At 57.4% G+C, this 24393-nt stretch carries 26 protein-coding genes and 5 tRNA genes; 8 read left to right on the top strand and 23 right to left on the bottom strand.

What is annotated here, in order from left to right; translation table 11 throughout:
- Positions 1 to 41: 41 nt before the first annotated feature.
- The gene (gene tyrA / locus ACMGG9_RS02765) at positions 42 to 1163 is read right to left on the bottom strand and encodes a bifunctional chorismate mutase/prephenate dehydrogenase (RefSeq protein WP_033641935.1); all 1122 of its coding nucleotides are present in this window, start codon (positions 1161 to 1163) and stop codon (positions 42 to 44) included.
- Between the two features lie 3 nt (positions 1164 to 1166).
- Positions 1167 to 2243 (bottom strand): 3-deoxy-7-phosphoheptulonate synthase, encoded by a 1077-nt coding sequence (locus ACMGG9_RS02760; protein ID WP_033652731.1) that lies wholly within the window; start codon positions 2241 to 2243, stop codon positions 1167 to 1169.
- Between the two features lie 495 nt (positions 2244 to 2738).
- Here ACMGG9_RS02760 and ACMGG9_RS02755 point away from each other — a divergent pair, with 495 nt between their 5' ends.
- The 4 genes from ACMGG9_RS02755 (at position 2739) to ACMGG9_RS02740 (ending at position 4761) form a co-directional block, all read left to right on the top strand.
- Positions 2739 to 3503 (top strand): YdiY family protein, encoded by a 765-nt coding sequence (locus ACMGG9_RS02755; protein WP_033641933.1) that lies wholly within the window; start codon positions 2739 to 2741, stop codon positions 3501 to 3503.
- Between the two features lie 244 nt (positions 3504 to 3747).
- Positions 3748 to 3969 (top strand): HP1 family phage holin, encoded by a 222-nt coding sequence (locus ACMGG9_RS02750; RefSeq protein ID WP_033652732.1) that lies wholly within the window; start codon positions 3748 to 3750, stop codon positions 3967 to 3969.
- A complete protein-coding gene (locus ACMGG9_RS02745) occupies positions 3953 to 4468 on the top strand; it encodes a lysozyme (RefSeq protein ID WP_414161893.1) in 516 nt (171 codons plus the stop codon). Before ACMGG9_RS02750 ends, ACMGG9_RS02745 begins: the two co-directional genes overlap by 17 nt.
- Positions 4469 to 4533: 65 nt before the next feature.
- Positions 4534 to 4761 (top strand): ogr/Delta-like zinc finger family protein, encoded by a 228-nt coding sequence (locus ACMGG9_RS02740; protein WP_021505301.1) that lies wholly within the window; start codon positions 4534 to 4536, stop codon positions 4759 to 4761.
- A gap of 143 nt (positions 4762 to 4904) precedes the next feature.
- Here the strand turns inward: ACMGG9_RS02740 and rplS are convergent, their stop codons facing one another.
- The 5 genes from rplS to ffh all read right to left on the bottom strand — a co-directional run bounded on the left by rplS (position 4905) and on the right by ffh (position 8521).
- Entirely contained in the window at positions 4905 to 5261 is a 357-nt protein-coding gene (gene rplS, locus ACMGG9_RS02735; protein WP_015376707.1) for a 50S ribosomal protein L19, read from the bottom strand.
- 48 nt (positions 5262 to 5309) lie between these two features.
- Positions 5310 to 6077, bottom strand: coding sequence for a tRNA (guanosine(37)-N1)-methyltransferase TrmD (trmD, locus tag ACMGG9_RS02730; protein ID WP_213587872.1), 768 nt, complete (start codon positions 6075 to 6077; stop codon positions 5310 to 5312).
- Positions 6078 to 6129: 52 nt separating this feature from the next.
- The gene (gene rimM, locus ACMGG9_RS02725) at positions 6130 to 6678 is read right to left on the bottom strand and encodes a ribosome maturation factor RimM (RefSeq protein WP_019455135.1); all 549 of its coding nucleotides are present in this window, start codon (positions 6676 to 6678) and stop codon (positions 6130 to 6132) included.
- An 18-nt stretch (positions 6679 to 6696) separates the two neighbouring features.
- Positions 6697 to 6945, bottom strand: coding sequence for a 30S ribosomal protein S16 (rpsP, locus tag ACMGG9_RS02720; RefSeq protein WP_004932501.1), 249 nt, complete (start codon positions 6943 to 6945; stop codon positions 6697 to 6699).
- Positions 6946 to 7159: 214 nt separating this feature from the next.
- Complete coding sequence (gene ffh, locus ACMGG9_RS02715; RefSeq protein WP_414161892.1) at positions 7160 to 8521, bottom strand: signal recognition particle protein; 1362 nt, start codon at positions 8519 to 8521, stop codon at positions 7160 to 7162.
- A 169-nt stretch (positions 8522 to 8690) separates the two neighbouring features.
- Between ffh and ACMGG9_RS02710 the strand changes: the two genes are divergently transcribed.
- Both ACMGG9_RS02710 and ACMGG9_RS02705 read left to right on the top strand, forming a co-directional pair.
- The gene (locus tag ACMGG9_RS02710; RefSeq protein WP_004932506.1) at positions 8691 to 9482 is read left to right on the top strand and encodes an inner membrane protein YpjD; all 792 of its coding nucleotides are present in this window, start codon (positions 8691 to 8693) and stop codon (positions 9480 to 9482) included.
- A gap of 42 nt (positions 9483 to 9524) precedes the next feature.
- A complete protein-coding gene (locus tag ACMGG9_RS02705) occupies positions 9525 to 10814 on the top strand; it encodes an HlyC/CorC family transporter (RefSeq protein ID WP_016929024.1) in 1290 nt (429 codons plus the stop codon).
- Between the two features lie 69 nt (positions 10815 to 10883).
- Here ACMGG9_RS02705 and luxS read toward each other — a convergent pair whose 3' ends face one another.
- The 11 genes from luxS to alaS form a co-directional block, all read right to left on the bottom strand.
- Complete coding sequence (gene luxS / locus ACMGG9_RS02700) at positions 10884 to 11399, bottom strand: S-ribosylhomocysteine lyase (protein ID WP_033641910.1); 516 nt, start codon at positions 11397 to 11399, stop codon at positions 10884 to 10886.
- Between the two features lie 166 nt (positions 11400 to 11565).
- The gene (gshA, locus tag ACMGG9_RS02695; RefSeq protein WP_033641909.1) at positions 11566 to 13128 is read right to left on the bottom strand and encodes a glutamate--cysteine ligase; all 1563 of its coding nucleotides are present in this window, start codon (positions 13126 to 13128) and stop codon (positions 11566 to 11568) included.
- Between the two features lie 82 nt (positions 13129 to 13210).
- Positions 13211 to 13639, bottom strand: coding sequence for a YqaA family protein (locus ACMGG9_RS02690; protein ID WP_004932520.1), 429 nt, complete (start codon positions 13637 to 13639; stop codon positions 13211 to 13213).
- Positions 13636 to 14202: a fructose-1-phosphate/6-phosphogluconate phosphatase gene (gene yqaB / locus ACMGG9_RS02685; protein WP_033641908.1), complete on the bottom strand. Its 567-nt coding sequence runs from the start codon at positions 14200 to 14202 to the stop codon at positions 13636 to 13638. The genes ACMGG9_RS02690 and yqaB overlap by 4 nt, the downstream gene beginning before the upstream one ends.
- A 315-nt stretch (positions 14203 to 14517) precedes the next feature.
- Positions 14518 to 14594 (bottom strand) — tRNA-Arg (locus tag ACMGG9_RS02680).
- A gap of 75 nt (positions 14595 to 14669) precedes the next feature.
- Positions 14670 to 14746: transfer RNA gene (locus tag ACMGG9_RS02675), tRNA-Arg, on the bottom strand.
- 190 nt (positions 14747 to 14936) lie between these two features.
- Positions 14937 to 15013, bottom strand: a tRNA-Arg gene (locus ACMGG9_RS02670).
- Between the two features lie 61 nt (positions 15014 to 15074).
- Positions 15075 to 15151, bottom strand: a tRNA-Arg gene (locus ACMGG9_RS02665).
- Positions 15152 to 15154: 3 nt separating this feature from the next.
- Positions 15155 to 15247: transfer RNA gene (locus ACMGG9_RS02660), tRNA-Ser, on the bottom strand.
- Positions 15248 to 15558: 311 nt separating this feature from the next.
- A complete protein-coding gene (csrA, locus tag ACMGG9_RS02655) occupies positions 15559 to 15744 on the bottom strand; it encodes a carbon storage regulator CsrA (RefSeq protein ID WP_004091602.1) in 186 nt (61 codons plus the stop codon).
- A 252-nt stretch (positions 15745 to 15996) separates the two neighbouring features.
- Positions 15997 to 18624: an alanine--tRNA ligase gene (alaS, locus tag ACMGG9_RS02650; RefSeq protein ID WP_033641907.1), complete on the bottom strand. Its 2628-nt coding sequence runs from the start codon at positions 18622 to 18624 to the stop codon at positions 15997 to 15999.
- Here alaS and ACMGG9_RS02645 point away from each other — a divergent pair.
- Positions 18574 to 18717: a hypothetical protein gene (locus ACMGG9_RS02645; protein ID WP_162180460.1), complete on the top strand. Its 144-nt coding sequence runs from the start codon at positions 18574 to 18576 to the stop codon at positions 18715 to 18717. The two genes, alaS and ACMGG9_RS02645, sit on opposite strands and share 51 nt — an antisense overlap.
- Positions 18718 to 18757: 40 nt before the next feature.
- On the opposite strand, the gene recX is transcribed toward ACMGG9_RS02645, so the two are convergent.
- The 3 genes from recX to pncC form a co-directional block, all read right to left on the bottom strand.
- Positions 18758 to 19273: a recombination regulator RecX gene (gene recX, locus ACMGG9_RS02640; RefSeq protein WP_033651636.1), complete on the bottom strand. Its 516-nt coding sequence runs from the start codon at positions 19271 to 19273 to the stop codon at positions 18758 to 18760.
- Between the two features lie 60 nt (positions 19274 to 19333).
- On the bottom strand, positions 19334 to 20398 hold the full coding sequence (recA, locus tag ACMGG9_RS02635) for a recombinase RecA (RefSeq protein ID WP_004932541.1): 1065 nt from the start codon (positions 20396 to 20398) through the stop codon (positions 19334 to 19336).
- Between the two features lie 111 nt (positions 20399 to 20509).
- Positions 20510 to 20998, bottom strand: coding sequence for a nicotinamide-nucleotide amidase (gene pncC / locus ACMGG9_RS02630; protein ID WP_033641905.1), 489 nt, complete (start codon positions 20996 to 20998; stop codon positions 20510 to 20512).
- Positions 20999 to 21241: 243 nt separating this feature from the next.
- Between pncC and ACMGG9_RS02625 the strand changes: the two genes are divergently transcribed.
- Positions 21242 to 22621 (top strand): MFS transporter, encoded by a 1380-nt coding sequence (locus ACMGG9_RS02625; RefSeq protein WP_033641904.1) that lies wholly within the window; start codon positions 21242 to 21244, stop codon positions 22619 to 22621.
- A 9-nt stretch (positions 22622 to 22630) separates the two neighbouring features.
- On the opposite strand, the gene chbG is transcribed toward ACMGG9_RS02625, so the two are convergent.
- Together chbG and chbR are read right to left on the bottom strand one after the other, a co-directional pair.
- Positions 22631 to 23392, bottom strand: coding sequence for a chitin disaccharide deacetylase (gene chbG / locus ACMGG9_RS02620; RefSeq protein WP_033651637.1), 762 nt, complete (start codon positions 23390 to 23392; stop codon positions 22631 to 22633).
- A 148-nt stretch (positions 23393 to 23540) separates the two neighbouring features.
- Positions 23541 to 24389, bottom strand: a complete 849-nt coding sequence (gene chbR / locus ACMGG9_RS02615) for a transcriptional regulator ChbR (RefSeq protein WP_043135810.1) — start codon at positions 24387 to 24389, stop codon at positions 23541 to 23543.
- Positions 24390 to 24393 lie beyond the last annotated feature (4 nt).

Here is a 24393-nt window from a genome sequence, read left to right as displayed (position 1 = left end):
GGTTCGGCCAAGCCGAACCCTTTATGTTTACTGCCCGCGTTTTACTGCCGGCTGTCGTTAGCCTGCCGCAACAACGTACGGCTCTCCACCAGGAAGCGCTGGGCGTAATCGCCGAACCAATGCTCTACCTTGCGGAAGCTCTCGATAAACGCCTGTTTGTCACCATGCTCCAACAGCTTTATCGCCTCGCCGAAGCGCTGGTAGTAACGCTTAATCAGCGCCACATTTTCTTCCGACGACATAATGATATCGGCGTACAGCTGCGGATCCTGTGCGAACAGGCGGCCAACCATCGCCAGCTCCAACCGGTAGATTGGCGAAGAGAGCGCCAGCAGCTGCTCCAGTTGCACGTTCTCTTCCGCCAGGTGCAGCCCGTAGGCGAAGGTAGCGAAGTGCCGCAGCGCCTGAATAAACGCCATATTCTGATCGTGCTCGGCCGCGCTGATGCGATGCAGCCGCGCCCCCCACACCTGCAACTGTTCAAGCAGCCACTGATACGCCTCCGGCTGGCGGCCGTCGCAGTAGACCACCACCTGCTTGGCCACGCTGCCCACGTCCGGGCCGAACATCGGATGCAGACCGACCACCGGGCCGCTGTGCGCCGCCAACATCGCGTGCAAAGGCCGGTTCTTCACCGACGCCAGATCCACCAGAATACAATCGGCAGGCAGCGTCGGCAGGCGGCTTATCACCTGCTCGGTCACGTGGATCGGCACGCTGACGATCACCATGCCGGCATCCGCCAACAGCTGCTCCGCCTGCGGCCAATCTTCCTGATCCAACACCCTGACCTGATAACCCGACAACGTCAGCAAGCGATTGAACAACCTGCCCATTTGACCGTTGCCGCCGATAATGACGATCGGCCGCAGCTGCGGGCACAGGGTTTTAAAGCCCTTATCGTTCTCGCTGACGTATGACTCGCGCATCACGCGGCGCAACACATCTTCGATCAGATCCGGCGGCACGCCGAGATTTTCCGCCTCCCGGCGGCGCGAGGCCAGCATCGCGGCTTCGCGCTCCGGTACGTAAACCGGCAGGCCATGACGGCTTTTGACTTCGCCCACTTCCGCTACCAGATGCAGGCGTTTCGCCAGCAGATCCAGCAGCGCTTTATCCACCTCATCGATTTGATCGCGCAGCGCGGTCAGTTCTGCCACCATAACTTACTTTTCTCCCGTGCGGGCCGTCAGCGCAGCGCCGAGTTCCTGATGCATATGGCGCAACAGGGTTTCCGTACTCTCCCAGTTGATGCAGGCGTCGGTGACGGACACACCGTAACGCATGTCTGCACGCGGCTGTTCGGAAGACTGATTGCCCTCATGCAGATGGCTCTCCAGCATAATGCCGGTGATTGAGCGGTTACCCGCCTTGATCTGCTCCACCACGGACTCGGCAACCGCCGGCTGACGGCGATAGTCTTTATTCGAGTTGCCATGGCTGCAATCTATCATCAAGGACGGGTGGAGTCCCGCCTCAAGCATCTGTTTTTCACAGGCCGCAACGTGCTCAGCGCTGTAGTTCGGAGTTTTGCCGCCGCGCAGGATCACGTGCCCATCCGGGTTGCCCTGAGTCTGCAGCAGGCAAACCTGGCCTGCCTGGTTAATGCCGACGAAGCGATGCGGCATGGCAGCGGCGCGCATGGCGTTGATGGCGGTGCCCAGGCTGCCGTCGGTGCCGTTTTTGAACCCGACCGGCATCGACAGGCCGGATGCCATTTCTCGGTGGGTCTGAGATTCGGTGGTACGCGCGCCGATCGCCGACCAGCTGAACAAATCGCCCAGGTACTGCGGGCTGTTCGGATCCAACGCTTCGGTAGCCAACGGCAAGCCCATGCCCACCAGATCCAGCAACAGGCGACGCGCGATATGCAAGCCTGCTTCAACGTCAAACGAACCGTCCATGTACGGATCGTTGATCAAACCTTTCCAGCCGACAGTGGTTCTGGGTTTTTCAAAGTAGACGCGCATAACGATATACAGCTGATCGCTCAAGTCAGCCGCCAGGGTTTTCAAACGACGGGCGTAGTCCAGCGCCGCATCCGGATCGTGGATCGAACAAGGCCCACACACCACCAACAGGCGATGATCGCGCCCCTGCAAAATGTTGGCGATGATGTTACGCGCAGTGGCGATTTCATTTTCGTCGTCGGCGCTGAGCGGGAACTGGTTCTTCAGCTCCTCCGGCGTGATGAGAACCTGTTCTGCACTGATGTGTACGTTATTGAGCGCGTCTTTTTGCATGATGCTATTCCTGTCGTTTGGCGTTATGCGTTGAAATGGAACATTGAGCGTTTCAGGGGTCTACCCTATCACGATATGTAAAGTTTTCAATCCATTTTCCGTAAATAAAAGATTACCGTCATTATCTTGCTTAAACCACCTTTGAGTCAGGGTTGCAAAAATTGGTTTAAGTACAACAAATACAACCAATTAAACAAATAATAAACCCATCACCACGCTATAACCCCTCATGCCTAACAAAGCCAATGAGTGTAAACGTATTTGTACATTAAATTTTACAGCGAGGATGCACGGCCCATCTCGGCACCGGCGGGCGGGCGAAGCAGGATCAGCACGAAATGCCGTCGAAAGCGATGAATTTAAGTAGAAGAAAAGCGAATAAATGAGGGATAAAAATTAAAAACTTAAGCTAATGGCGGCTATTTTTGTCGCCGAAATGAACCGATATAATGTGACCGTCATCAACAATAATCACCCTTAACAACTGGATCCAAGATGCTCTCTTCCCGCGCTCGTCGCGCTTTTCCGCTGTATATTTGCTGCTTAACGACTTTCACCAGTGTTTCAGCCCTTGCCGACAATACGCTTTTCACCGCGATGGACGATCCGGCCACCGCCAAGAAACCGTTCGAAGGCAACGTGCAGGCGGGCTACAACGCCCAGTCCGGCAACTCGCAGAGTTCCACTCTGTTGGCCAACACCAACATGACCTGGTTCAACACCGACGCGGCGTACAGCCTGTGGGGGGCGGCCAACAACACCACCTCTTCCAACGTGCGCTCGTCCGAAAAGTATCAGGCCGGCGGCCGTACGCGCTATAACCTGACCGATCGCAACTACCTGTTCGGCCAGGCCAGCTGGCTGAGCGACCGTTTTAACGGTTACGACTCACGCTCCACGCTGACCAGCGGCTATGGCCGTCAAATCCTCAACGGGCCGCTCAGCGACCTGCGGGTGGAATTCGGTCCCGGCGTGCGCCATGACGAATACCATGGCGGCGGCCGCTCGACCAAAGGACTGGCCTATGGCGCGGCCAACTATTCCTATCAGCTCACCGACAACACCAAGTTCATTCAGGGCGTCTCCGCACTGGCGAACGAAGAAACCACGCTGAACTCGGAAAGCGCGTTGAACGTGGCGATCAACGATCGCTTTTCACTGCGCGTAGCTTACACCGTGACCTACAACAGCAAGCCACCGGCCTCCGCGCCGAAGAACACCGACACGACAACCTCGGTCACGCTGGTCTACGGCCTGTAACCTGCCCGCCCATTATTTCTCGAAGCCCATCATCGATGGGCTTTTTTTATGCGCGCAGTCACCTTTTGCACAATCTGCTAAAAATATTCACCCCACCCATTGACGACTTTAGCAAATAGCTTAATACTGTATGCATATACAGTAATTATTATACAGGCTAGGAGCATGACGGATATCGATAGCGAGCTGCCAAGCATCGATGCCTTCGGATCCCGAGGTTCTGTAAACGAAGCGAGCATAAGCTATGGAGAAAATCACCTCATTCATCACCTATGCCATGGCGCTGTTCCTCGCCTGGCTGGGCAAACTGTCTCCGCAGGACATTGCCTTTTTAGTCGGCGCCGCAGTAGGCATCGGCACTTTCCTGGTGAACTGGTATTACCGACGTAAAAGCCTGCAGATCTTGAAGGCTATTGAGCGCAATGCGGCATCACGGAGGAAAATTTTCGATGAGTGCAATCGTTAAACGCTGCAGCGTCGCCGCCGTTTTAGCCATCGCCGTGTTGTTGCCGTCGTTCGGCGAGCTGCAAACCTCAGCAACCGGCCTCAGGCTGATCGCCGATCTCGAAGGTTGTCGACTATCTCCTTACCAGTGCAACGCCGGGGTATGGACACAGGGCATTGGGCACACCGCCGGCGTCATCCCTGGCAAGGCGATAGATGAACGGAAAGCCGCTGCGGATTTGGTAGACGATGTTCGCCGCACCGAGCGCGGCATGGCCGCCTGTCTACCGCAAACGCTCTCGCAAGAAACCTATGATGCGGTGATCGCCTTCGCCTTCAACGTGGGTATCAGCGCCGCCTGCCATTCCACGCTGGTCGCGCTGCTGCAGCAGGGTCAGTGGCAGCAGGCCTGCGATCAGTTGCCACGCTGGGTTTATGTAAATGGAAAGAAAAACAAGGGGCTGGAACAGCGACGCGCCATGGAACGCGCACTGTGCTTGCAAGGTATTGCCTCATCATGACGGGCTCGCTCGCCTAAGTGGTGATGCCACAACAATTTCACTTAATTTTGTTCAAGGGGGTTCTTATGATGCACTGTCCATTATGCGGTCACGTGGCCCACACTCGCTCCAGCCGCTATCTGAGCGAGTCGACCAAAGAGCGTTACCATCAATGCCGCAACATCAATTGCAGCTGCACGTTCGCCACGCACGAATCCGTCGCGCGGGTGATCGTCAAACCTGGCGATGACATTATCCCGGCGCAGCCTCACCCGCCGGAGAGTCAGCAGAAGCACAGCGCCGCAGCGCTGTAATGCAAAAAGCCTGCTTATGCAGGCTTTATTATGTTGGCGGTGCGCAGACGAAATCTCGCAAATGCAACCTGTCGAGGTTTTAAGATAAAAAAAGGGGTTGGCATAGGCCAACCCCTGATAACTATTAACTTTTGGATGCAGCGTTAGTTAACGCGGTTCAGACGCTCTTTGATACGAGCAGCCTTACCAGTACGTTCACGCAGGTAGTACAGTTTAGCTTTACGAACGGCACCACGACGTTTAACAGTAATGCTGTCGATTACTGGGGAGTGAGTCTGGAATACGCGCTCAACACCTTCGCCGTTGGAAATCTTACGAACAGTGAATGCAGAGTGCAGACCGCGGTTACGGATAGCGATAACCACGCCCTCGAATGCCTGCAGACGTTTTTTGCTACCTTCAACGACCCATACCTTCACTTCCACGGAATCACCCGGACGGAATGCAGGTACGTCTTGTTTCATCTGCTCTTGTTCAAGTTGCTTAATAATGTTGCTCATAATATGTCTCTTACCCTAGGTAAACTGATATATCGGTCCCGTCTGATGTCAGACGTTTCCTTCATAGTCCTGTTGCCTGGTCTGATATTCCCGTTGGAACTCAGCCAGCAACACCGCTTGCTCGTCAGTCAGAGCTAGGCTTTCTAGAAGTTCAGGTCTTCTAAGCCAGGTTCGGCCCAGCGACTGCTTTAAGCGCCAGCGACGTATCTCGGCATGGTTGCCCGACAGCAGAACCGGCGGTACTTCCATTCCTTCCAACACCTCGGGGCGGGTATAGTGCGGGCAGTCCAGCAATCCGTCGGCGAAAGAGTCTTCCTCCGCTGAGGCCTGATGGCCCAGCACACCCGGTATGAAACGGGCGACTGAATCAATCAGGGTCATCGCCGGCAGTTCCCCGCCGCTGAGAACGTAATCGCCGATTGACCATTCTTCGTCAATTTCGGTTTGGATTACGCGCTCGTCTATCCCTTCGTAACGGCCGCACACCAGAATCATCTTCTGATTGGCCGCCAGTTCGCACACGCCGGTTTGATCCAGCTTGCGCCCCTGAGGTGACAGATAAATCACCTTTGCTCCCTCGCCTGCCGCTGCTTTCGCCGCATGAATGGCTTCCCGTAAAGGTTGCACCATCATCAGCATTCCCGGGCCGCCGCCGTAAGGGCGATCGTCCACGGTACGATGCCGGTCGTAGGTGAAGTCGCGTGGACTCCAACACTGCACGCTCAGCAGGCCATTTTTTACTGCCCGGCCAGTCACCCCGTAATCGGTGATAGCGCGGAACATCTCAGGAAACAGGCTTACAATACCGATGAACACAAGCCAATCCCCTTACCGTTATTCCACTTGCTTCGACCGTTTGATCCGGGGGTCAAAAACCAGGATCCCAATCTGCCTCAATCACGCGGGCAGTGAGATCGACTTTCTTGATAACCTGCCCATGAAGAAACGGAATCAACCGCTCCTTCATGCCGAACGCATCTTTCAGGTTCGCTTTCACAACCATCACATCGTTCGAGCCGGTTTCCATCATATCGATGACTTTACCCAGCTCGTAGCCGGCGGTGGTGACTACCTGGCAGCCCATCAGGTCTTTCCAGTAGTAATCGTCACCCTCCAGCGGAGGAAGTTGCTCAGAATCCACCATAATCTCGCGATTGGTCAGCAGATTCGCCGCGTCCCGATCGTCAATGCCTTTGACTTTGATGATCAGATCCTGACTGTGGCGCTTCCAGTCTTCCAACTCGATATGCTGCCACTGACCCGCCTGCTGGATAAACCACGGCTGATAGTCAAAAATGCTTTCGGCGTTCTCGGTGGATGAAAACACTCTGAGCCAACCACGAATGCCGTAAGCGGACCCCATTTTACCGAGTACAATCGGCTGCTTAGGCGCTACCGGTTTGAGTTGCTTGCTCATTGCCACCACCGCGACAGATTAAGCTGCTTTCTTAGCGTCTTTGATCAGCGCGTGAACGCGATCAGAAACGGTTGCACCCAGACCAACCCAGTGCTCGATGCGGTCCAGGTCCAGACGCAGTGCTTCAGCCTGACCGGAAGCGATCGGGTTGAAGAAGCCTACGCGCTCGATGAAACGACCATCACGAGCGTTGCGGCTGTCGGTCACTACTACTTGATAGAACGGACGCTTTTTAGCGCCGCCACGTGCCAAACGAATTGTTACCATAACATCCTCTTTAGTTAATAAAACAGCCGGGCCCCATTGAGGGACGGGGCCCGGTTGCAATATAAAAAGCCCGAAAATTTTACTCATTTTGGCGCAAAAAGCAATCTAAAGCGTCGATCGCAGGGGACAACTTTTGCAGCCTGTCAAATTTCGGGCGGTTTTCACCGCGAACGGCGAATGCTGAAAGCGCCCGCACTCGGCGTGCGGAGGCCCGTCATCGGCCTGGGAAGCCCGGCGGCATCATACCTTTCATGCCGCGCATCATCTTCGCCATACCGCCTTTCTTCATCTTCTTCATCATACGCTGCATTTCGTCGAACTGCTTCAGCAAGCGGTTGACGTCCTGCACCTGCATGCCGGCCCCCATCGCGATGCGGCGCTTGCGCGAGCCCTTGATGATTTCCGGTTTGGCGCGCTCTTTCAGCGTCATCGAGTTGATGATCGCCTCCATGCGCACCAACACTTTGTCGTCCATCTGCGACTTGACGTTATCCGGCAGCTGGCCCGCGCCCGGCAGCTTGCTCAGCATATTGGCCATGCCGCCCATGTTGCGCATCTGCTTGAGCTGCTCCAGGAAGTCGGTCAGATCGAAACCGTCGCCCTTCTTCAGCTTGTTGGCCAGTTTCTCCGCCTGCTCGCGGTCGACCTTGCTTTCGATATCTTCGATCAGCGACAGCACGTCGCCCATGCCCAGGATGCGTGACGCCACGCGATCCGGATAGAACGGCTCCAGCGCTTCGGTCCTCTCGCCGACGCCGAGGAACTTGATCGGCTTGCCGGTGATGTGGCGGATGGACAACGCCGCACCGCCGCGCGCATCGCCGTCGACCTTGGTCAGCACCACGCCGGTCAGCGGCAGCGCTTCGTTAAACGCCTTGGCGGTATTGGCGGCGTCCTGGCCGGTCATGGCGTCGACCACGAACAGGGTTTCCACCGGCTTGATGGCCGCGTGCACCTGTTTGATCTCGTCCATCATCGCTTCGTCAACGTGCAGACGGCCGGCGGTATCGACGATCAGTACGTCATAGAACTTCAGCTTGGCCTGCTGCAACGCGCGGTTGACGATGTCGATCGGTTTTTCTTTGACGTCGGACGGGAAGAAATCGATGCCGACACCTTCCGCCAGCGTTTCCAGCTGTTTGATCGCCGCCGGGCGATAAACGTCCGCGGAAACCACCAACACTTTCTTCTTCTGTTTTTCTTTCAGGAACTTGCCGAGCTTACCGACGCTGGTGGTTTTACCGGCGCCCTGCAGGCCCGCCATCAGCACCACCGCCGGCGGCTGAGCCGCCAGATTCAGCTCGGTGTTGACTTCGCCCATCGCGGCGATCAGCTCGCCCTTGACGATCTTGACGAATTCCTGCCCCGGCGTCAGGCTCTTGTTGACTTCATGGCCAACCGCGCTCTCTTTGACGCGGTTGATGAAGTCGCGCACCACCGGCAGCGCAACGTCCGCTTCCAGCAATGCCATACGCACTTCACGCAGGGTTTCCTTGATATTTTCTTCGGTCAGCCGCCCGCGGCCGCTGATATTGCGCAACGTGCGCGACAATCGATCGGTTAAATTTTCAAACATCGTCTCATGCTCAACGTGTAATGACAGGCCGCTCCGGCGACACAATTGCGCCGATGATAACACGAAGCGAGCAGGATCTCTGCCTCAGCGTTGGAGATAGGTTGGAGTGAAACGCGCGCAACGTTATACTGACACTCCAATTAACCACGCCGAAGCAAAATTAAACGCTATGCCAGTTTTCTCCATTGTGGCTTTGATGGCCTACCTGCTCAGCCTTGGACTGATCATTCCCAGTTTGTTGCGGAAGAATAGCGCATACCGTCGGCTTGCCCTCGTCTCGGCGGTGGTGGCGCTGATTTGCCACGCCATCGCGCTGCAGCAGCGCATCTTTGACGTCAGCGCCGGGCAGAATCTCAGCCTGCTGAACATTGGTTCCATCGTCAGCCTGATCATCTGCTCGGTGATGACCTTCGTCGCTTCGCGCGATCGCGGCTGGTTCCTGCTGCCAATCGTCTACAGCTTCGCGATGATCAACCTGGCCTTCGCCAGCTTTATGCCCGGCGAGTTCATCACTCACCTGGAGGCCAGCCCGGAACTGATGGTGCATATCGGCCTGGCGCTGTTCTCTTACGCCACCCTGATCATCGCCGCGCTCTATGCCTTGCAGCTCGCCTGGCTCGACTACCTGTTGAAAAACAAGAAGCTGACCTTCAGCGCCGACATGCCGCCGCTGATGAGCATTGAGCGCAAGATGTTCCATATCACCCAGATCGGCGTGGTGCTGCTGACGCTCACCCTGTGCACCGGCCTGCTGTACATGGATAATCTGTTCAGCAAAGAGAACGTGCATAAAGCCGTGCTGTCGATCATGGCCTGGTTCGTGTATATCGTGCTGTTGTGGGGCCACTACCATGAGGGCTGGCGCGGCCGCCGCGTCGTCTGGTTCAGCTTCGCCGGCGCCTTCCTGCTGACGCTCGCCTACTTCGGCAGCCGTCTGATTCAGCAGGTGATGGTGCGCTAGGCCAGCCTGGCTCAATTCTCCCTCTCTATAAGGAATACTGCATTGGAGCATGTGTCGACGGGGACCCTCATCATTATCCTGGTGATCATGATCGTGGTCTCCGCTTACTTCTCCGCCTCCGAAACCGGCATGATGACGCTCAACCGTTATCGCCTGCGTCACCTGTCCAAACAGGGCAACCGCTCGGCGCGTCGGGTCGAGAAGCTGCTGCAAAAACCGGATCGGCTGATCGGCCTGGTGCTGATCGGCAACAACCTGGTCAACATCCTCGCTTCGGCGCTGGCGACCATCGTCGGCATGCGGCTGTATGGCGATCTCGGCGTGGCGATTGCGACCGGCATACTGACTTTCGCCGTGCTGCTGTTCGCCGAAGTGCTGCCGAAGACCTTCGCCGCACTCTATCCGGAACGCATCGCCTTCCCCAGCAGCGTCCTGCTGGCCCCGTTGCAAAAGGTGATGTTCCCGCTGGTCTGGCTGCTCAACGGCATCACCAGCCTGACCTTGCGCCTGTTCGGCATTCGCACCAACGTGCGCATCAGCGACGCCGTCAGCAAGGATGAGCTGCGCACCATCGTGCGCGAATCCCAGTCGCAGATCTCCCGCCGCAATCAGGACATGCTGATCTCGGTGCTGGATCTGGAAAAGGTGACGGTCAACGACATCATGGTGCCGCGCACCGAGATCGTCGGCATCGACGTCAACGACGACTGGAAGTCGATCATGCGCCAGCTGACCCACTCGCCGCACGGCCGCATCGTGCTGTATCGCAGCTCGCTGGACGATGCGATCGGCATGCTGCGCGTGCGCGAAGCCTACCGCCTGATGACCGAGAAAAAAGAGTTCAACAAAGAGAACCTGCTGCGCGCCGCCGATGAGATCTATTTCGTTCCGGAAGGCACGCCGCTCAACGTGCAGTTGGTGAAATTCCAGCGCAACAAAGAGAAGGTCGGCATCGTGGTCGACGAGTACGGCGACATTCAGGGCCTGGTCACGGTGGAAGACATCCTCGAGGAGATCGTGGGCGACTTCACCACCTCGATGTCACCCACGCTGGCGGAAGAAGTCACGCCGCAGAGCGACGGTTCGGTCTTGATCGACGGCACCGCCAACGTGCGCGAGCTGAACAAGGCCTTCAACTGGACATTGCCGGCCAACGAGGCTCGCACCGTCAACGGCATGCTGCTGGAAGAGCTGGAAGAGATCCCCGAAATCGGCACCCGGGTGCGCATCGGTCATTACGATATCGACATCCTCGACGTGCAGGGCAACATGATTAAACAGGTGCGGGTCACGCCGATCACCTCGCTGCAGTCCAGCGTCGGCCATCATTAATTATCCCTCGGCCAGAACGTAAAAAAGACGCGAAATCGCGTCTTTTTTTATTTTGCGGGCCACGCACGACTAGATATGCAGTTCCTGCAGCTTCTCTTTCGGCAGCGCCAGCTCGTCGTTGTGGTTCACCACCACGCCGTGATCCAGAATGTGCTTGGCGATTTCCTGCGCTTCTTCCAGCGAGTGCATATGGTAGGTGCCGCACTGGTACTCGTTAAGCTCAGGGATCTTGCGCTGGTCGGTCACTTTCAGCACGTCGGCCATCGCCGCTTTCCAGGCATCGGCAACGCGCTGCTCTTCCGGCACGCCGATCAGGCTCATGTAGAAACCGGTGCGACAGCCCATCGGGGAGATGTCGATAATTTCCACGCCCTGGCCGTTCAGGTGGTCACGCATAAAGCCGGCGAACAAGTGCTCCAGCGTGTGAATGCCGCGCTCGGGCATCACTTCCAGGTTCGGGCGGCAAAAGCGCAGATCAAACACCGTGATGGTATCGCCATGAGGCGTTTTCATGGTTTTTGCAACGCGGACAGCCGGAGCTGCCATACGGGTATGATCGACGGTAAAGCTATCCAGCAATGGCATTTCGCTACCTCCTCGTAAAAGAGCATTTATTTCGAAACTTTTTTTCCTAACCGGGAAACCTTTTCCAACCCTGCGAGTCTGAGTATGTGAAAGACGCGCATTTGTTATCATCATCCCTGTCATCAGAGATGCATATTTGGCCACATTGATGTGGCCTTTTTCTTTTTCAGCTTCCGCCGTTTTGCTTCAGGAACGCTTCAAAGCTTAGCGTATCATTGGCTTCTATGTCGCGTTGACGCTGCCACGAGGCTTCTCGCTCTTTATCCAGCTCGGCTTCGTTCAGGATTTCCAACGGTTCTTCCAGCAATGTCTGGCGATACTGCTCCGCCAGCTGCAAACCGACGCGCCCGGTGCCTTCCGCCTTCATGGCCTTGAGAATGCGCGCGGAGAAGGTCAACTCGGGATCGTCAAACGCGGCGACCAGCTCATCGCACACCTGCTGGTATTGACGATCGCCGGCTTCGCCGTCCAGCACTTCCGCCACCCGGCGCAGATCGGCGAACAGCGCCTTGCCGACTTTCTCCAGCGGCTCATGGCTGGCGCCACAGCCGATGCCGATGGTCTGGCCCGGCTTGCGCCCTTCGAGGATCACCCGGTTCCAGTTCTTGCGCGTGCACAGCAGCTCATCGCTGCTCATCTCCGGCGCATCTGCCAGCGCGCACCACACCAGGAACAGATCCAGGAAACGCGCCTGCACCGCATCCACGCCGATCGGCGAGAATGGGTTGATGTCCAGCGAACGCACTTCAATGTATTCGATACCGCCGCGCAGCAGCGCGTCCGACGGCGTTTCGCCGCTTTGGGTCACGCGCTTTGGCCGGATCGGCGCATACAGCTCGTTCTCGATTTGCAGAACGTTGCTGTTCAGCTGCAGGTAGCGATCGCCCTCTTTCACGCCCAGCTTGGCGAACTCTTCGGAAGGCGTGGCGATCGCCCGCTTCAAACCGGCCACATAGCTGTGCAGATCGTTGAAGGTGATGCCCAGATTACTCTGCGATTTATTGGTATAACCCAAGTCGCTCAGGCGCAGCGAAGTGGCGTACGGCAGGTAGCACATCCCCTGCTCGGTGCGCTCGAACGGCAGATTGGTCTCGCGCCCTTTGAGGAACGAAGAACAAATGGCCGGCGATGCGCCGAACAGATACGGGATCACCCAGCCGAAACGGTAATAGTTGCGGATCAGGCGGAAATAACCGGCCGAGATCTGCTCTTTACCGCTTTCTGCGTCCTGCACGCCGGCCCAGGCCTGCCAAAATTCCAGCGGCAGCGAAAAGTTGTAGTGCACGCCGGAAATGGTCTGCATCAGCGCGCCATAGCGATTCTTCAGCCCTTCACGGTACAGCGTCTTCATGCGGCCAATGTTCGACGAACCGAACTGCGCCAGCTCGATGTCCTGCTCGGCTTCGATAAAGCACGGCATGCTGAGCGGCCACATGCGCTCATCGCCAATGTTGCGCGCCACGTAGCGATGAATATCGCGCAGGAACGTCAGCAAGTGATCGATATTGTCATCAACCGGCGTAATGAACTCTAACAGCGCCTCGGCGAAATCCGTGGTGATCCAATGGTGCGTCAATGCCGCCCCCAGCTTTTCCGGATGCCCGGTGGTCGCCAAGGTGCCGTTCGGCGTGACTCGCAGCGTTTCACGCTCGATGCCGCGACGAATGCCTTTTAATGCCTGGGGATGGGCTTCCAACCAAGAAAGCGCCTGTGATACGTCCGGGATCAAATTGACCTCCCGCTTCTAAAAACAATAACTCGTAAGCATACTGAATCCGCATCCGAGAGAATATTGAGTTATATTCACTTGGTTACTGCCACCAGGCGATGCCCTGTACCGTTATCATAGCCAAAACGATGTAACGCAGCGCCTTTCCGATACACAGAAACAGCGCGACAGAGCCCCAGGGCATGCGCAGCCAACCTGCCAACACGCACAACAAATCGCCCACCACCGGCACCCAGCTGAGCAACAGCGCAGCCGGGCCAAAGCGTTGCAGCCACCCGAGCGCCGTTGCCAGCCCCCGCTGTGGTTTCAACGCCGGTAACAGGCGCCCGATAATGACATTGGTCAACCCGCCAAGAGTGTTGCCCAGGGTCGCGGCCAGCACCAGCAACTCCGGCGAGACGCGACTCTGGGTCAGCAAGGCGACCAGAACGATTTCTGAATTTCCCGGCAGCAGCGTCGCACTGAGGAAGCTGCTGCCAAATAACGATATTACGGCTAGCGTACTACTCACAGCGTACGAACGTCTACCACAGCCATGCCGGCATTTTTCGCCGCCTGAATGCCAAACTCGGCGTCTTCAAACACCACGCATTTTTCCGGCGGCACGCCGATCAGTTCGGCACAGCGCAAGAAGGTATCCGGCTCCGGTTTATGGCGCTGTACGTCGTCCGCACCGACGATCGCGTCGAAGCAGTTGAACAGGCCGAGATGACGCAGCAGCATTTCCGCCATGCGGTGCTCGCTGCCGGTGCCGACCGCCATCGGACGGCGGCCGTGATAGGACTTCACCACCTCGATCAATGGCAATGGACGCACGCTATCCAGCAGCATCGCTTCCACCGCGCGCGTTTTCTCCGCCGCCAGGTGATGGGGATCGAGATCGGCCTGATGGCTGGCGATAATCGCCTGAGCGATGCGCCAGGTCGGTGAACCGCTCAGCGCCACCATGGCCGCTTCATCAAACGTCATGCCATAACGGGACAGCACTTCGCGCCACGCTTTACGGTGCGTTGGCTCAGTGTCCAGAATCGTGCCGTCCATGTCGAAAATAAGACCCTGGTAGCGGTCGTACATCGTTACTCCATGATCGTTGAGGAAAGAAAACTACTTTAGCGTAAAGCCGTTGGGTTGTCGCTGACTGCGTCATAGCGGAATGTGCTGTGATCGACCGGATGCAAAGAAGGAAAGGGGTGAAGAGAGAATGGCTAAATGCTGAAAAGCGAAAAACCCGCCAAAGCGGGTTTCTCTTAGATGGTGCATCCGGGAGGATGATTCGGCGCCAACGCCTCACCCTGCGGGCCGTTGCTAAAGCAACGTTATCCTCCCCAAGGACACTTTCTTTTTACCACCCGCATGACGATTTCTCTTCGCGATACGGGAGGTTAAACATGGTGCATCCGGGAGGATTCGAACCTCCGACCGCTCGGTTCGTAGCCGAGTACTCTATCCAGCTGAGCTACGGATGCATAACTGTTTTTGCCGCTTGCCTGTTTCACGAATAACAGAAAAGCAAAAACCCGCTAAGGCGGGCTTCTCTTAGATGGTGCATCCGGGAGGATTCGAACCTCCGACCGCTCGGTTCGTAGCCGAGTACTCTATCCAGCTGAGCTACGGATGCATTACTATTTTTACCGCGTGCCGGCTTTGCTAATAAAACCAGACTTGAAGAATGGTGCATCCGGGAGGATGATTCGGCGCTAGCGCCTCACCCTGCGGGTCGTTGCTTAAGCAACGTTATCCTCCCTGGTAACACTTTCTTTTCTTCCACCCGCTTGAAGATTTCTCTTCGCGACGAGTGAGATTAAGAATGGTGCATCCGGGAGGATTCGAACCTCCGACCGCTCGGTTCGTAGCCGAGTACTCTATCCAGCTGAGCTACGGATGCACAGGAATTCTTTTTTGATACCGTATGGTACGTTGTTACTACCCCACCATACTGCAAAATATGGTGCATCCGGGAGGATTCGAACCTCCGACCGCTCGGTTCGTAGCCGAGTACTCTATCCAGCTGAGCTACGGATGCAAATGGCGGTGAGGCGGGGATTCGAACCCCGGATGCAGCTTTTGACCGCATACTCCCTTAGCAGGGGAGCGCCTTCAGCCTCTCGGCCACCTCACCATACGCTTCTTTCGAATTGTGCCTAACTTGCTTTGGAGAAGCTCATCGGCACTGCGTGGCGCACATATTACTTTCTCCGACTTTTAAGTCAAACAATTTTTCCCAACTCATGCGCGTTTGCACAATTCGCACCCAACATGGGCGATTTCACGGCAAAAAGGGCGTTTTATCAACAGGCAACCGCAACGTCTGCAGCAATAAAGCAGGAAACTAACCGGGAAAATGATCACGAAAAAGAGAGGGGAGAACGAAAGAAGTGGGTAAAACGATGCAGTAGCGTCTCGTCTGGCCAACGAGACGCTGCTTCGGAATCAGTAAGTCGTCTGCTGAGACTTCTCTGCCTGAATGCGCTGATAGATTTCTTCACGGTGAACTGAAACCTCTTTGGGGGCGTTCACACCAATACGCACCTGGTTGCCTTTTACCCCTAGCACAGTGACCGTAACCTCATCGCCAATCATGAGGGTTTCACCAACTCGACGAGTCAGAATTAACATTCTTTGCTCCTTGAAAGATTAAAAGAGTCGGGTCTCTCAGTTTCCCCGTCATTATCCATCATATGTGGTGAAAACGTAAGCCGCGCAATCCACAATAAGTGTAAGCAGACTTGGTCCCACCTCAGATAATGGTAAGTTTAGCCGACCAGAAAAACTTTGTTCCCGCAATTGTAACTAAATTGTGTTAGCACAGTATGAAAACGCCATAATCAACAAAGTATTATGGCGTTTGTCCGTGCTATTTATTTATGTTCACAGCTTTGAGGCCACCCAGGCTTCTACGCTGTTTAACGCCGCTGGCAGGGCGTTGATATCCGTCCCCCCCGCCATCGCCATATCAGGGCGACCACCGCCCTTGCCGCCGACCTGCTGCGCCACGTTGCCGATCAACTCGCCGGCTTTCACGCGGTCAGTCAGATCCTTGGTCACGCCCGCGACCAGGCTGACTTTGTCATCAGCCGTCGTCGCCAACACGATAATGGCCGAACCCAATTGATTTTTCAGGTCATCCACCATGGTGCGCAGCATTTTGGCTTCGACATTGTCCAACTGGCTGACCAACAGCTTCACGCCGTTAACCACTTTCGCCTGGCTGGACAGCGACGCGCTTTCCTGCGCCGCCTGCTGATCTTTCAGTTGCTGCAGTTCTTTTTCCAGCACGCGCGTGCGATCAAGCACCGAGCGCACTTTATCGGTCAGGTTGTTGCTGTCGCCCTTCACCAACTGAGCAACGTCTTGCAACAAATCGCTTTGCTGATGCAGCGTAGCGATAGCGCCAGCGCCGGTCACCGCTTCAATACGGCGGATGCCCGCCGCAGTGCCCGATTCGCTCAGAATGCGGAACAGGCCGATATCACCGGTGCGGCTGGCGTGGGTGCCGCCGCACAGCTCGGTGGAGAAGTCGCCCATGGTCAGCACGCGCACGTTGTCGTCGTACTTCTCACCGAACAGCGCCATTGCGCCCTTCTCTTTCGCGTCTTCCAACGCCATCAGCTCGGTCTGCACCGGCAGGTTACGACGCACCTGCTGGTTAACCAGATCTTCCACCGCGCGAATTTGTTCCGGCTTCATCGCTTCAAAATGCGAGAAGTCGAAGCGCAGGTATTTGTCGTTAACCAGAGAGCCTTTCTGCGCAACGTGCTCGCCCAACGTTTGGCGCAGCGCGGCGTGTAGCAGGTGGGTCGCGGAGTGGTTCAGACGGATGCTGTTGCGGCGCTCAGTGTCGATCTGCGCGTCCACGCGATCGTTCAGCTTCAGCGAACCTTGCGCCAGCTTGCCTTGATGGCCGATAGCCTGACCGTATTTCTGGGTGTCGTTGACCACAAACTCGGCGCCGGCGGCTTTCAGCACCCCTTTATCGCCGACCTGGCCGCCGGATTCACCGTAGAACGGCGTCTCGTCCAGCACCACCACCGCCTCTTCGCCGGCGTTGATCTGCTCGACCGGCTGGCCGTCACGGAACAGCGCGATCACCGTCGCCTGCTGCTCGTCATGATCATAGCCGCTGAACTGGCTGCTGCCGTCCACGCGGATCAGGCTGTTGTAGTCGGCGCCGAAACCGCTGGATTCGCGCGCGCGGCGGCGCTGCGCTTCCATCGCTTCTTCAAAGCCCGCTTCGTCGACTTTCAGACCGCGCTCGCGGCAGACGTCTGCGGTCAGATCCACCGGGAAGCCGTAGGTATCGTACAGACGGAAAGCGGTCTCGCCGTCCAGGGTATCGCCCTGCAGCTTGGCCAGCTCTTCGTCCAACAGCGCCAGGCCACGCTCCAGCGTGCGGGCAAACTGTTCTTCTTCGGTTTTCAGCACCTGCTCCACCAGCGATTGCTGGCGTTTCAGCTCGTCGGCCGCCGGGCCCATCACTTCGATCAGCGGCGCCACCAGCTTGTAGAAGAAGGTGTCTTTCGCGCCCAGCATGTTGCCATGGCGGATCGCGCGACGAATGATGCGGCGCAGCACGTAGCCGCGGTTTTCGTTAGACGGGATCACGCCGTCCGACACCAGGAAGGCACAGGAACGAATGTGGTCGGCGATAACGCGCAGGGATTTGTTATCCAGATCGGTCGCGCCGGTCACTTTCGCCACGGCGGCGATCAGGGTGCGGAACAGGTCGATCTCATAGTTGGAGTTCACATGCTGCAACACCGCCGCAATACGCTCCAGACCCATACCGGTATCCACCGAAGGTTTCGGCAGCGGCAGCATGGTGCCGTCGGACTGACGGTTGAACTGCATGAAAACGATGTTCCAGATCTCGATATAGCGGTCGCCGTCTTCTTCCGGGCTGCCCGGAGGGCCGCCCCAGATGTGATCGCCGTGATCGTAGAAAATCTCGGTGCACGGGCCGCATGGGCCGGTATCACCCATCTGCCAGAAGTTATCTGAAGCGAAAGGCGCGCCCTTGTTATCGCCGATGCGGATAATGCGCTCGGCCGGTACGCCGATTTGCTTCTGCCAGATGTCGAATGCTTCGTCATCGGTTTCATACACGGTGACCCACAGTCTCTCTTTCGGCAGGTTGAACCAGTTTTCACCGGTCAGCAGTTCCCACGCGTAGCTGATAGCGTCGTGCTTGAAGTAATCGCCGAAGCTGAAGTTGCCCAGCATTTCAAAGAAGGTGTGGTGACGAGCGGTATAACCGACGTTTTCCAGGTCGTTATGCTTGCCGCCTGCGCGCACGCAGCGCTGCGAGGTGGTGGCGCGGGAATAGGCGCGTTTGTCGAGCCCCAGGAAAACATCCTTAAATTGGTTCATGCCGGCATTGGTAAACAGCAATGTCGGATCATTGTTAGGCACCAGGGAGCTGCTTGCTACAACCTGATGACCCTTACTATGAAAGAAATCGAGAAACGCTTGACGGATCTCAGCGGTGCTCTTGCTCATAATTTTCCTGGAAAGGCTAGAATAACGACACGTGAGCCGGTGGCGCGTCATCCCGACGATGACAACCAGCTCACGAACAAAAAGTGGGGATAAGATAAATTTTCTTCAGAGGGAAGTAAAACCCCGTGTGCACTCATTGCGCAAAATCACGGTAAATTGACTGAATTTCTTCTTGGAAGAAGCCGCGATAGAGCAGATAACGCTGCACTTTGGCTTTCTCTTTCCAGTCGGTTGGCAACGCATCGCCAAATTTTCGCTGCGCCACCTGTTTCGCCTGTTCGCACCAGTCGATATCGCATTCCGCCAACGCGTCCTGCACCAGCGCTTTATCCACGCCCTTTTGCATCAGTTCGCTGCGGATGCGCTGCGCGCCATAACCTTTGCGGCTGCGGCTGCCGATGTAGCTGTGAGCGAAACGCTTATCGTCCAGCCAGTTGTGCTGGTAACAGTAGACGATAACCTGATCGATCAGCGCGGGATCTACCGGCTCTTCGGCTACCGGCGGCGGCGATGTCGGCGCATGCGGCCCCTTGCCGCCAAACCGGGCTTTCGCCACAAACGGCTGCGCCGCAAGTTTGCGGCGCAGTTCAGCTTCACTATGATCGCGTTGCGACAGCAGGCGCATGGCGCGGCTTAGCAAGTCATTCATCATTCAAGCCTGAATTCAGGGGATGTGCGCCACATAAACGGCGGCGCACATCTTCAGCGATTAAAACTGCTCGCTGGTTTCCGCTTCGTCATCTTCGAAGTCGTCACCGGAGGCAGCCACCAGCTCACCGCCGCTGTGCAGCAGCAGGTCGCGCAGTTTCTTATCCAGCTCGGCGGCGATAGCCGGGTTTTCTTTCAGGAAGTTACAGGCGTTCGCCTTGCCCTGACCGATCTTCTCGCCGTTATAGCTGTACCAGGCGCCGGCTTTTTCGATCATCTTGTGCTTCACGCCCAGATCGACCAGCTCGCCACGGCTGTTGATGCCTTCGCCGTACATGATTTGGAACTCAGCCTGTTTGAACGGCGCAGCGATTTTGTTCTTCACCACTTTCACGCGGGTTTCGCTGCCCACCACTTCGTCGCCCTCTTTGATGGCACCGATACGACGGATATCCAGACGCACCGAAGCATAGAACTTCAGAGCGTTACCACCGGTAGTGGTTTCCGGGTTGCCGAACATCACACCAATTTTCATACGGATCTGGTTGATGAAGATCAGCAGGGTATTGGCATTTTTCAGGTTGCCGGCCAGCTTACGCATCGCCTGGCTCATCATGCGCGCCGCCAACCCCATGTGCGAATCGCCGATTTCACCTTCGATTTCCGCCTTCGGCGTCAACGCCGCCACGGAATCGACGATGATGACGTCAACCGCGCCGGAGCGGGTCAGCGCATCACAGATTTCCAGAGCCTGCTCGCCGGTGTCCGGCTGAGAGCACAGCAGGTTGTCGATATCGACGCCCAGCTTCTTCGCATAGATAGGATCCAGCGCGTGCTCGGCATCGATGAACGCACAGGTTTTGCCTTCGCGCTGCGCGGCGGCGATCACCTGCAGCGTCAGGGTGGTTTTACCGGACGATTCCGGGCCGTAGATTTCGACGATGCGGCCCATCGGCAGGCCGCCGGCGCCCAGAGCGATATCGAGTGACAGTGAGCCGGTGGAGATGGTTTCCACGTCCATGGAGCGGTCTTCACCCAGGCGCATGATGGAGCCTTTGCCGAACTGTTTCTCAATCTGGCCCAGTGCCGCAGCTAACGCCTTTTGCTTGTTCTCATCAATAGCCATTTTTGCTCCTTCGTTTCGCAATGCCGGTGTTACCCCACACTGCCACTGAATGTATGTTGTGCAGGAAATGTCACTAATTATACTGTATGGTCATACAGTATCAAGCCTAATTTACAAAAATTCGTCGATGGCGGTTTGCAGCGCGAAAATCGTCGCCTGCAGCCGCACCGCATCGCGGTCGCCCTCGAATTGCATCTTGCGCGACAGCCCCCGGCCATCGCTGCTGGCGAAGCCGAACCACACGGTGCCGACCGGCTTTTCCGCGCTGCCGCCGTCCGGGCCGGCGATGCCGCTCACCGACAGCGCCAGATCGGCCTGCGCCGCCCGCAGCGCCCCTATGGCCATCTCGCGCACCACCTCTTCGCTGACCGCGCCATGCGCCGCCAACGTCGCTTCGCTCACCCCCAACAGGTCATGCTTCGCCGCATTGCTGTAGGTCACGAATCCGCGATCGAAATAGGCGGAGCTGCCCGCGACATCGGTAATGGCCTTGGCGATGCCGCCGCCGGTGCAGGATTCCGCGCAGGTGATCCAGCGGCCCTGCGCCTTCAGTTTTTCCCCTGCCAGCACGCTGAGCCGGCGCAGTTGGTTTTGACTCATAACCCCTCCCTCGCGAATTCAGGTATATGCGCCCGATAGTAACATTTATCAAGGCGGCGCGGCGGCTGGCGCGCAGAAATGCGCAGCGCCTCGCAGGAGGTGCGGTTTTAAGCGCCCGGCCAAGCTGCTAGTATCAAAAGAAGCGCCCCATCGAGCGGCGGCGCACCAGCACAAGGAACATCACGGAGGCGGCACGCTGCGGCGGCGGCCTCAGGGCGCACCAGAAGAGATTAGGATGATAGAGTGAAAAAAACGTTGGGCGTATTTTTGCCGTTGTACACCACCACCCTGCTGCTGCTGTTGGGCTCAGGCCTGCTCACTACCTACGTCTCGCTGCGGCTGACCTCCATTCACGTCAGCAGCGCGCTGATCGGCGCCATCATCGCCGCCAACTACATCGGGCTGGTGATCGGCGGCAAGGTCGGCCACTTTCTCATCGCCCGCGTCGGGCATATCCGCGCCTACGTGGCCTGCGCCGGCATCATCACCGCCGCGGTGCTGGGCCACGGCCTGACGGAGTTCATTCCCGCCTGGGTCGCGCTGCGCCTGGTGATCGGCCTATGCATGATGTGTCAGTACATGGTGCTGGAGAGCTGGTTGAACGACCAGGCGGAATCCAACCAGCGCGGCATGGTGTTCGGCTTCTATATGGCGGCGACCTATCTCGGCATGTCGCTGGGCCAGATCGTGCTGATGCTGCAAAGCAATCTGGGCATCGCCACGCTGCTGGTGATCGCGCTGTGCTTCGCGCTCTGTCTGGTGCCGATCGCTCTGACTACCCGCACCAATGCGCGCCACATGTCGCCGGCGCCGATGGAACTGCGTTATTTTGTCGGCGCCATTCCCAAGGTGCTGGCCACCACGCTGGTGATCGGCATGGTCGTGGGCTCGTTTTACGGGCTGGCGCCGGTCTACGCCAGCCTGCAGTCCTTAACCACTCAGCAAACCGGCCTGTTCATGGCGCTCTCCATCTTCGCCGGGCTGGTGGCGCAATTCCCGCTCAGTTGGCTGTCGGATCGCTATAACCGCCCCTTGCTGATGCGCCTCAACGCCATTCTGCTGATCGTGGCGGCGCTGCCGCTGGCGCTGCTGCCGCACATCGATTTTCCGCTGCTGCTGGCGGTAGGATTCGTCGTCAGCATGCTGCAGTTTACGCTCTACCCGCTGGCGGTGGCGCTGGCCAACGATCTGATCGAGCCGGAGCGCCGCGTCTCGCTGGCCGCCTGTCTGCTGATGGCGTTCGGCGTCGGCGCCAGCATCGGGCCGTTGGCGGTCGGCGCGCTGATCGAGCCGCTTGGCGGCAATATTCTGTACGCCTTCTTCGCCCTGTGCGGCGTGCTGCTGGCAGCCCTGAGCCGGACGGCCAAAGCAGAGGAACCGCAGCTGGCGCAGGACGCGCCGGTGCCGCATATTGCACTGCCGGACAGCCTCGCCAGCTCGCCGCTGTCACCGGCGCTCAATCCAACCTTCGATGAGCAGATCATTCACGACACCATGCCGCCGCCGGAAGCGGCGCCCGATGTCGAGGAGCCGCAGCCCGAAGAACAGGAAGCGGAACCCTCAGCTCAGGGGGCGGATCCGGAAGAAGACACCGGTCTGAAAAAGGCGCACGCCATGCTGTAAATGGCTGCGTTACAGATCCCGGAAAGAGCCCAGCAGAAAACCGCGTTCGGCGATCGCCGCTTTCAGCGTCGGCGCGGTCAACACATCCAGCTCGGCGAGGCGCGGATGGCAATATTGGCTCTGCAGGATCGTCGCGTCGAGGAAGGCCGGGTGGCACATCATTTCCAATGACTCGGCGCCCTGCTCGTCGGCGCGCGCCAACCGCTGCAAGAACAAGGCTTCGGAAATCATTTCACCGTAGAATCCCGCGTCAAACGCGTCGGTGCTGCAGGGAGTCTGCAACGCAATGTCGCGCCGCTTCGCCTCTTCGCGATCGATGCGCAGCGGCAGATCATGCGCCAGCGCGAACGCCTCCACCAGCGGGTAAATCTGCGGCTGCATATGCACATGGTGGTGGCTGTCAATGTGCGTCGGCGGCCTGCCGAACAGCGTCACGAACCGCGCGAACTGGCGCTGCAGCTCTTCCTGAATCTCGTCCAACTGCAGCTCGCCGGCCTCGGCGCGGCGCCACAGCCATTTACCCAGTTCGCCGCGCTCGTTGACCAGCGCAGGCATGGCGCCCAGCGGCCTGCCATGGGTCAAAACGAAGTGCAGCCCGATCGGCAATCCGGGATATTGTCGGCTGAGCGCTGCAGCATGCTCCGCGCCGCCGCCGTTCACCATCGCCGTGGTGGAGGAAACGACGCCATGCTGATACGCCTCGATAACGCCATAGTTCTGCCCTTTGCTCAGACCGAAATCGTCGGCATTCACGATCAGTAGTTTTTCCATTGTGGCTCCCGCGGGATGAATTTTTGGCAAGGGAGGGCCGACCGACCGGTGCGGCATTCCCCTTCGCTAAGATATAAATCAAATGATTAACCGACCGGCGCCCTGAAGCTCATCGGCATATCGGCGTTGATACTGATCGGGAGCGGCCCTAAAGAGGGCCGTAACACTTTTTTCGGTAGTTGCCCGGGGTCACGTCGGTGAGCCGCTTGAAGTTTTTAATGAACAGACTGACGTCGCCATAGCCGGAATCAAAGGCGATATCGGAAACCGAATAGTTGGTGACCTCCAGCTGCGTCTTGGCGAAGTTGATGCGGATCTCGTTGATCACCTGCATCGGCGTCTTCTGGTAGTAGCGCCGCATCGCCCGGGTCAGGTACTCCTGAGTTTTCCCCGACAGCGCCACCATGTTCGCCAACGCCCGCTCGCCGAACATCGCCTTGTCATGCATGCCGGCGAGGGTGTTCTTCAGCCACTGCGGGATATCATCGCCGCCGTCATTGTCTTCTTTATAGTGACGAATACGGCTGATCACGTAGAAGGTCAGCGTTTCGAGAAATTCGGCGAAATCGTCCTCGCGAAACTGCGGCGAACTCACCACCGATTCGATATAGGCCAAAAACTCGCTTCTCAGGCTGTAGGCCTGCGAGGCGACAAAGCAGCGCGGCAGTTGCTGCAAATAGTGCTCTTCAAAGAACGCTTTGCTGACCGCCACGTTGAAGATTTTCGTCGCGCCGAACTCGTAAAAGCTCTGGTGGTAAGAGCCGATGGGGATAAAAACGAAATCCCCGCGTTCCAGCAGCACCCGCTTGCCGTTGATCTCCTGATAGCATTTGCCGCTCAGCACGATGGTGAATTCGTAATAGTCGTGCTGATGCAGCCCGGTGGCGCTTTCCACCTTGTTGTAGATGAACAGGTGAAAGTCTTTGCAGTTAAAGAAATCCTGCTCGCGAATCAGCTTCACGTCGTTCGCACTCAGCGAAATTCGGTTATCGGACACGGCG

Origin of the sequence: Serratia sp. BNK-10, from assembly GCF_047456065.1 — a bacterium.
GTDB classification, from domain to species: domain Bacteria; phylum Pseudomonadota; class Gammaproteobacteria; order Enterobacterales; family Enterobacteriaceae; genus Serratia; species Serratia ureilytica.
This window is presented reverse-complemented; position numbering and strand designations above follow the sequence as displayed.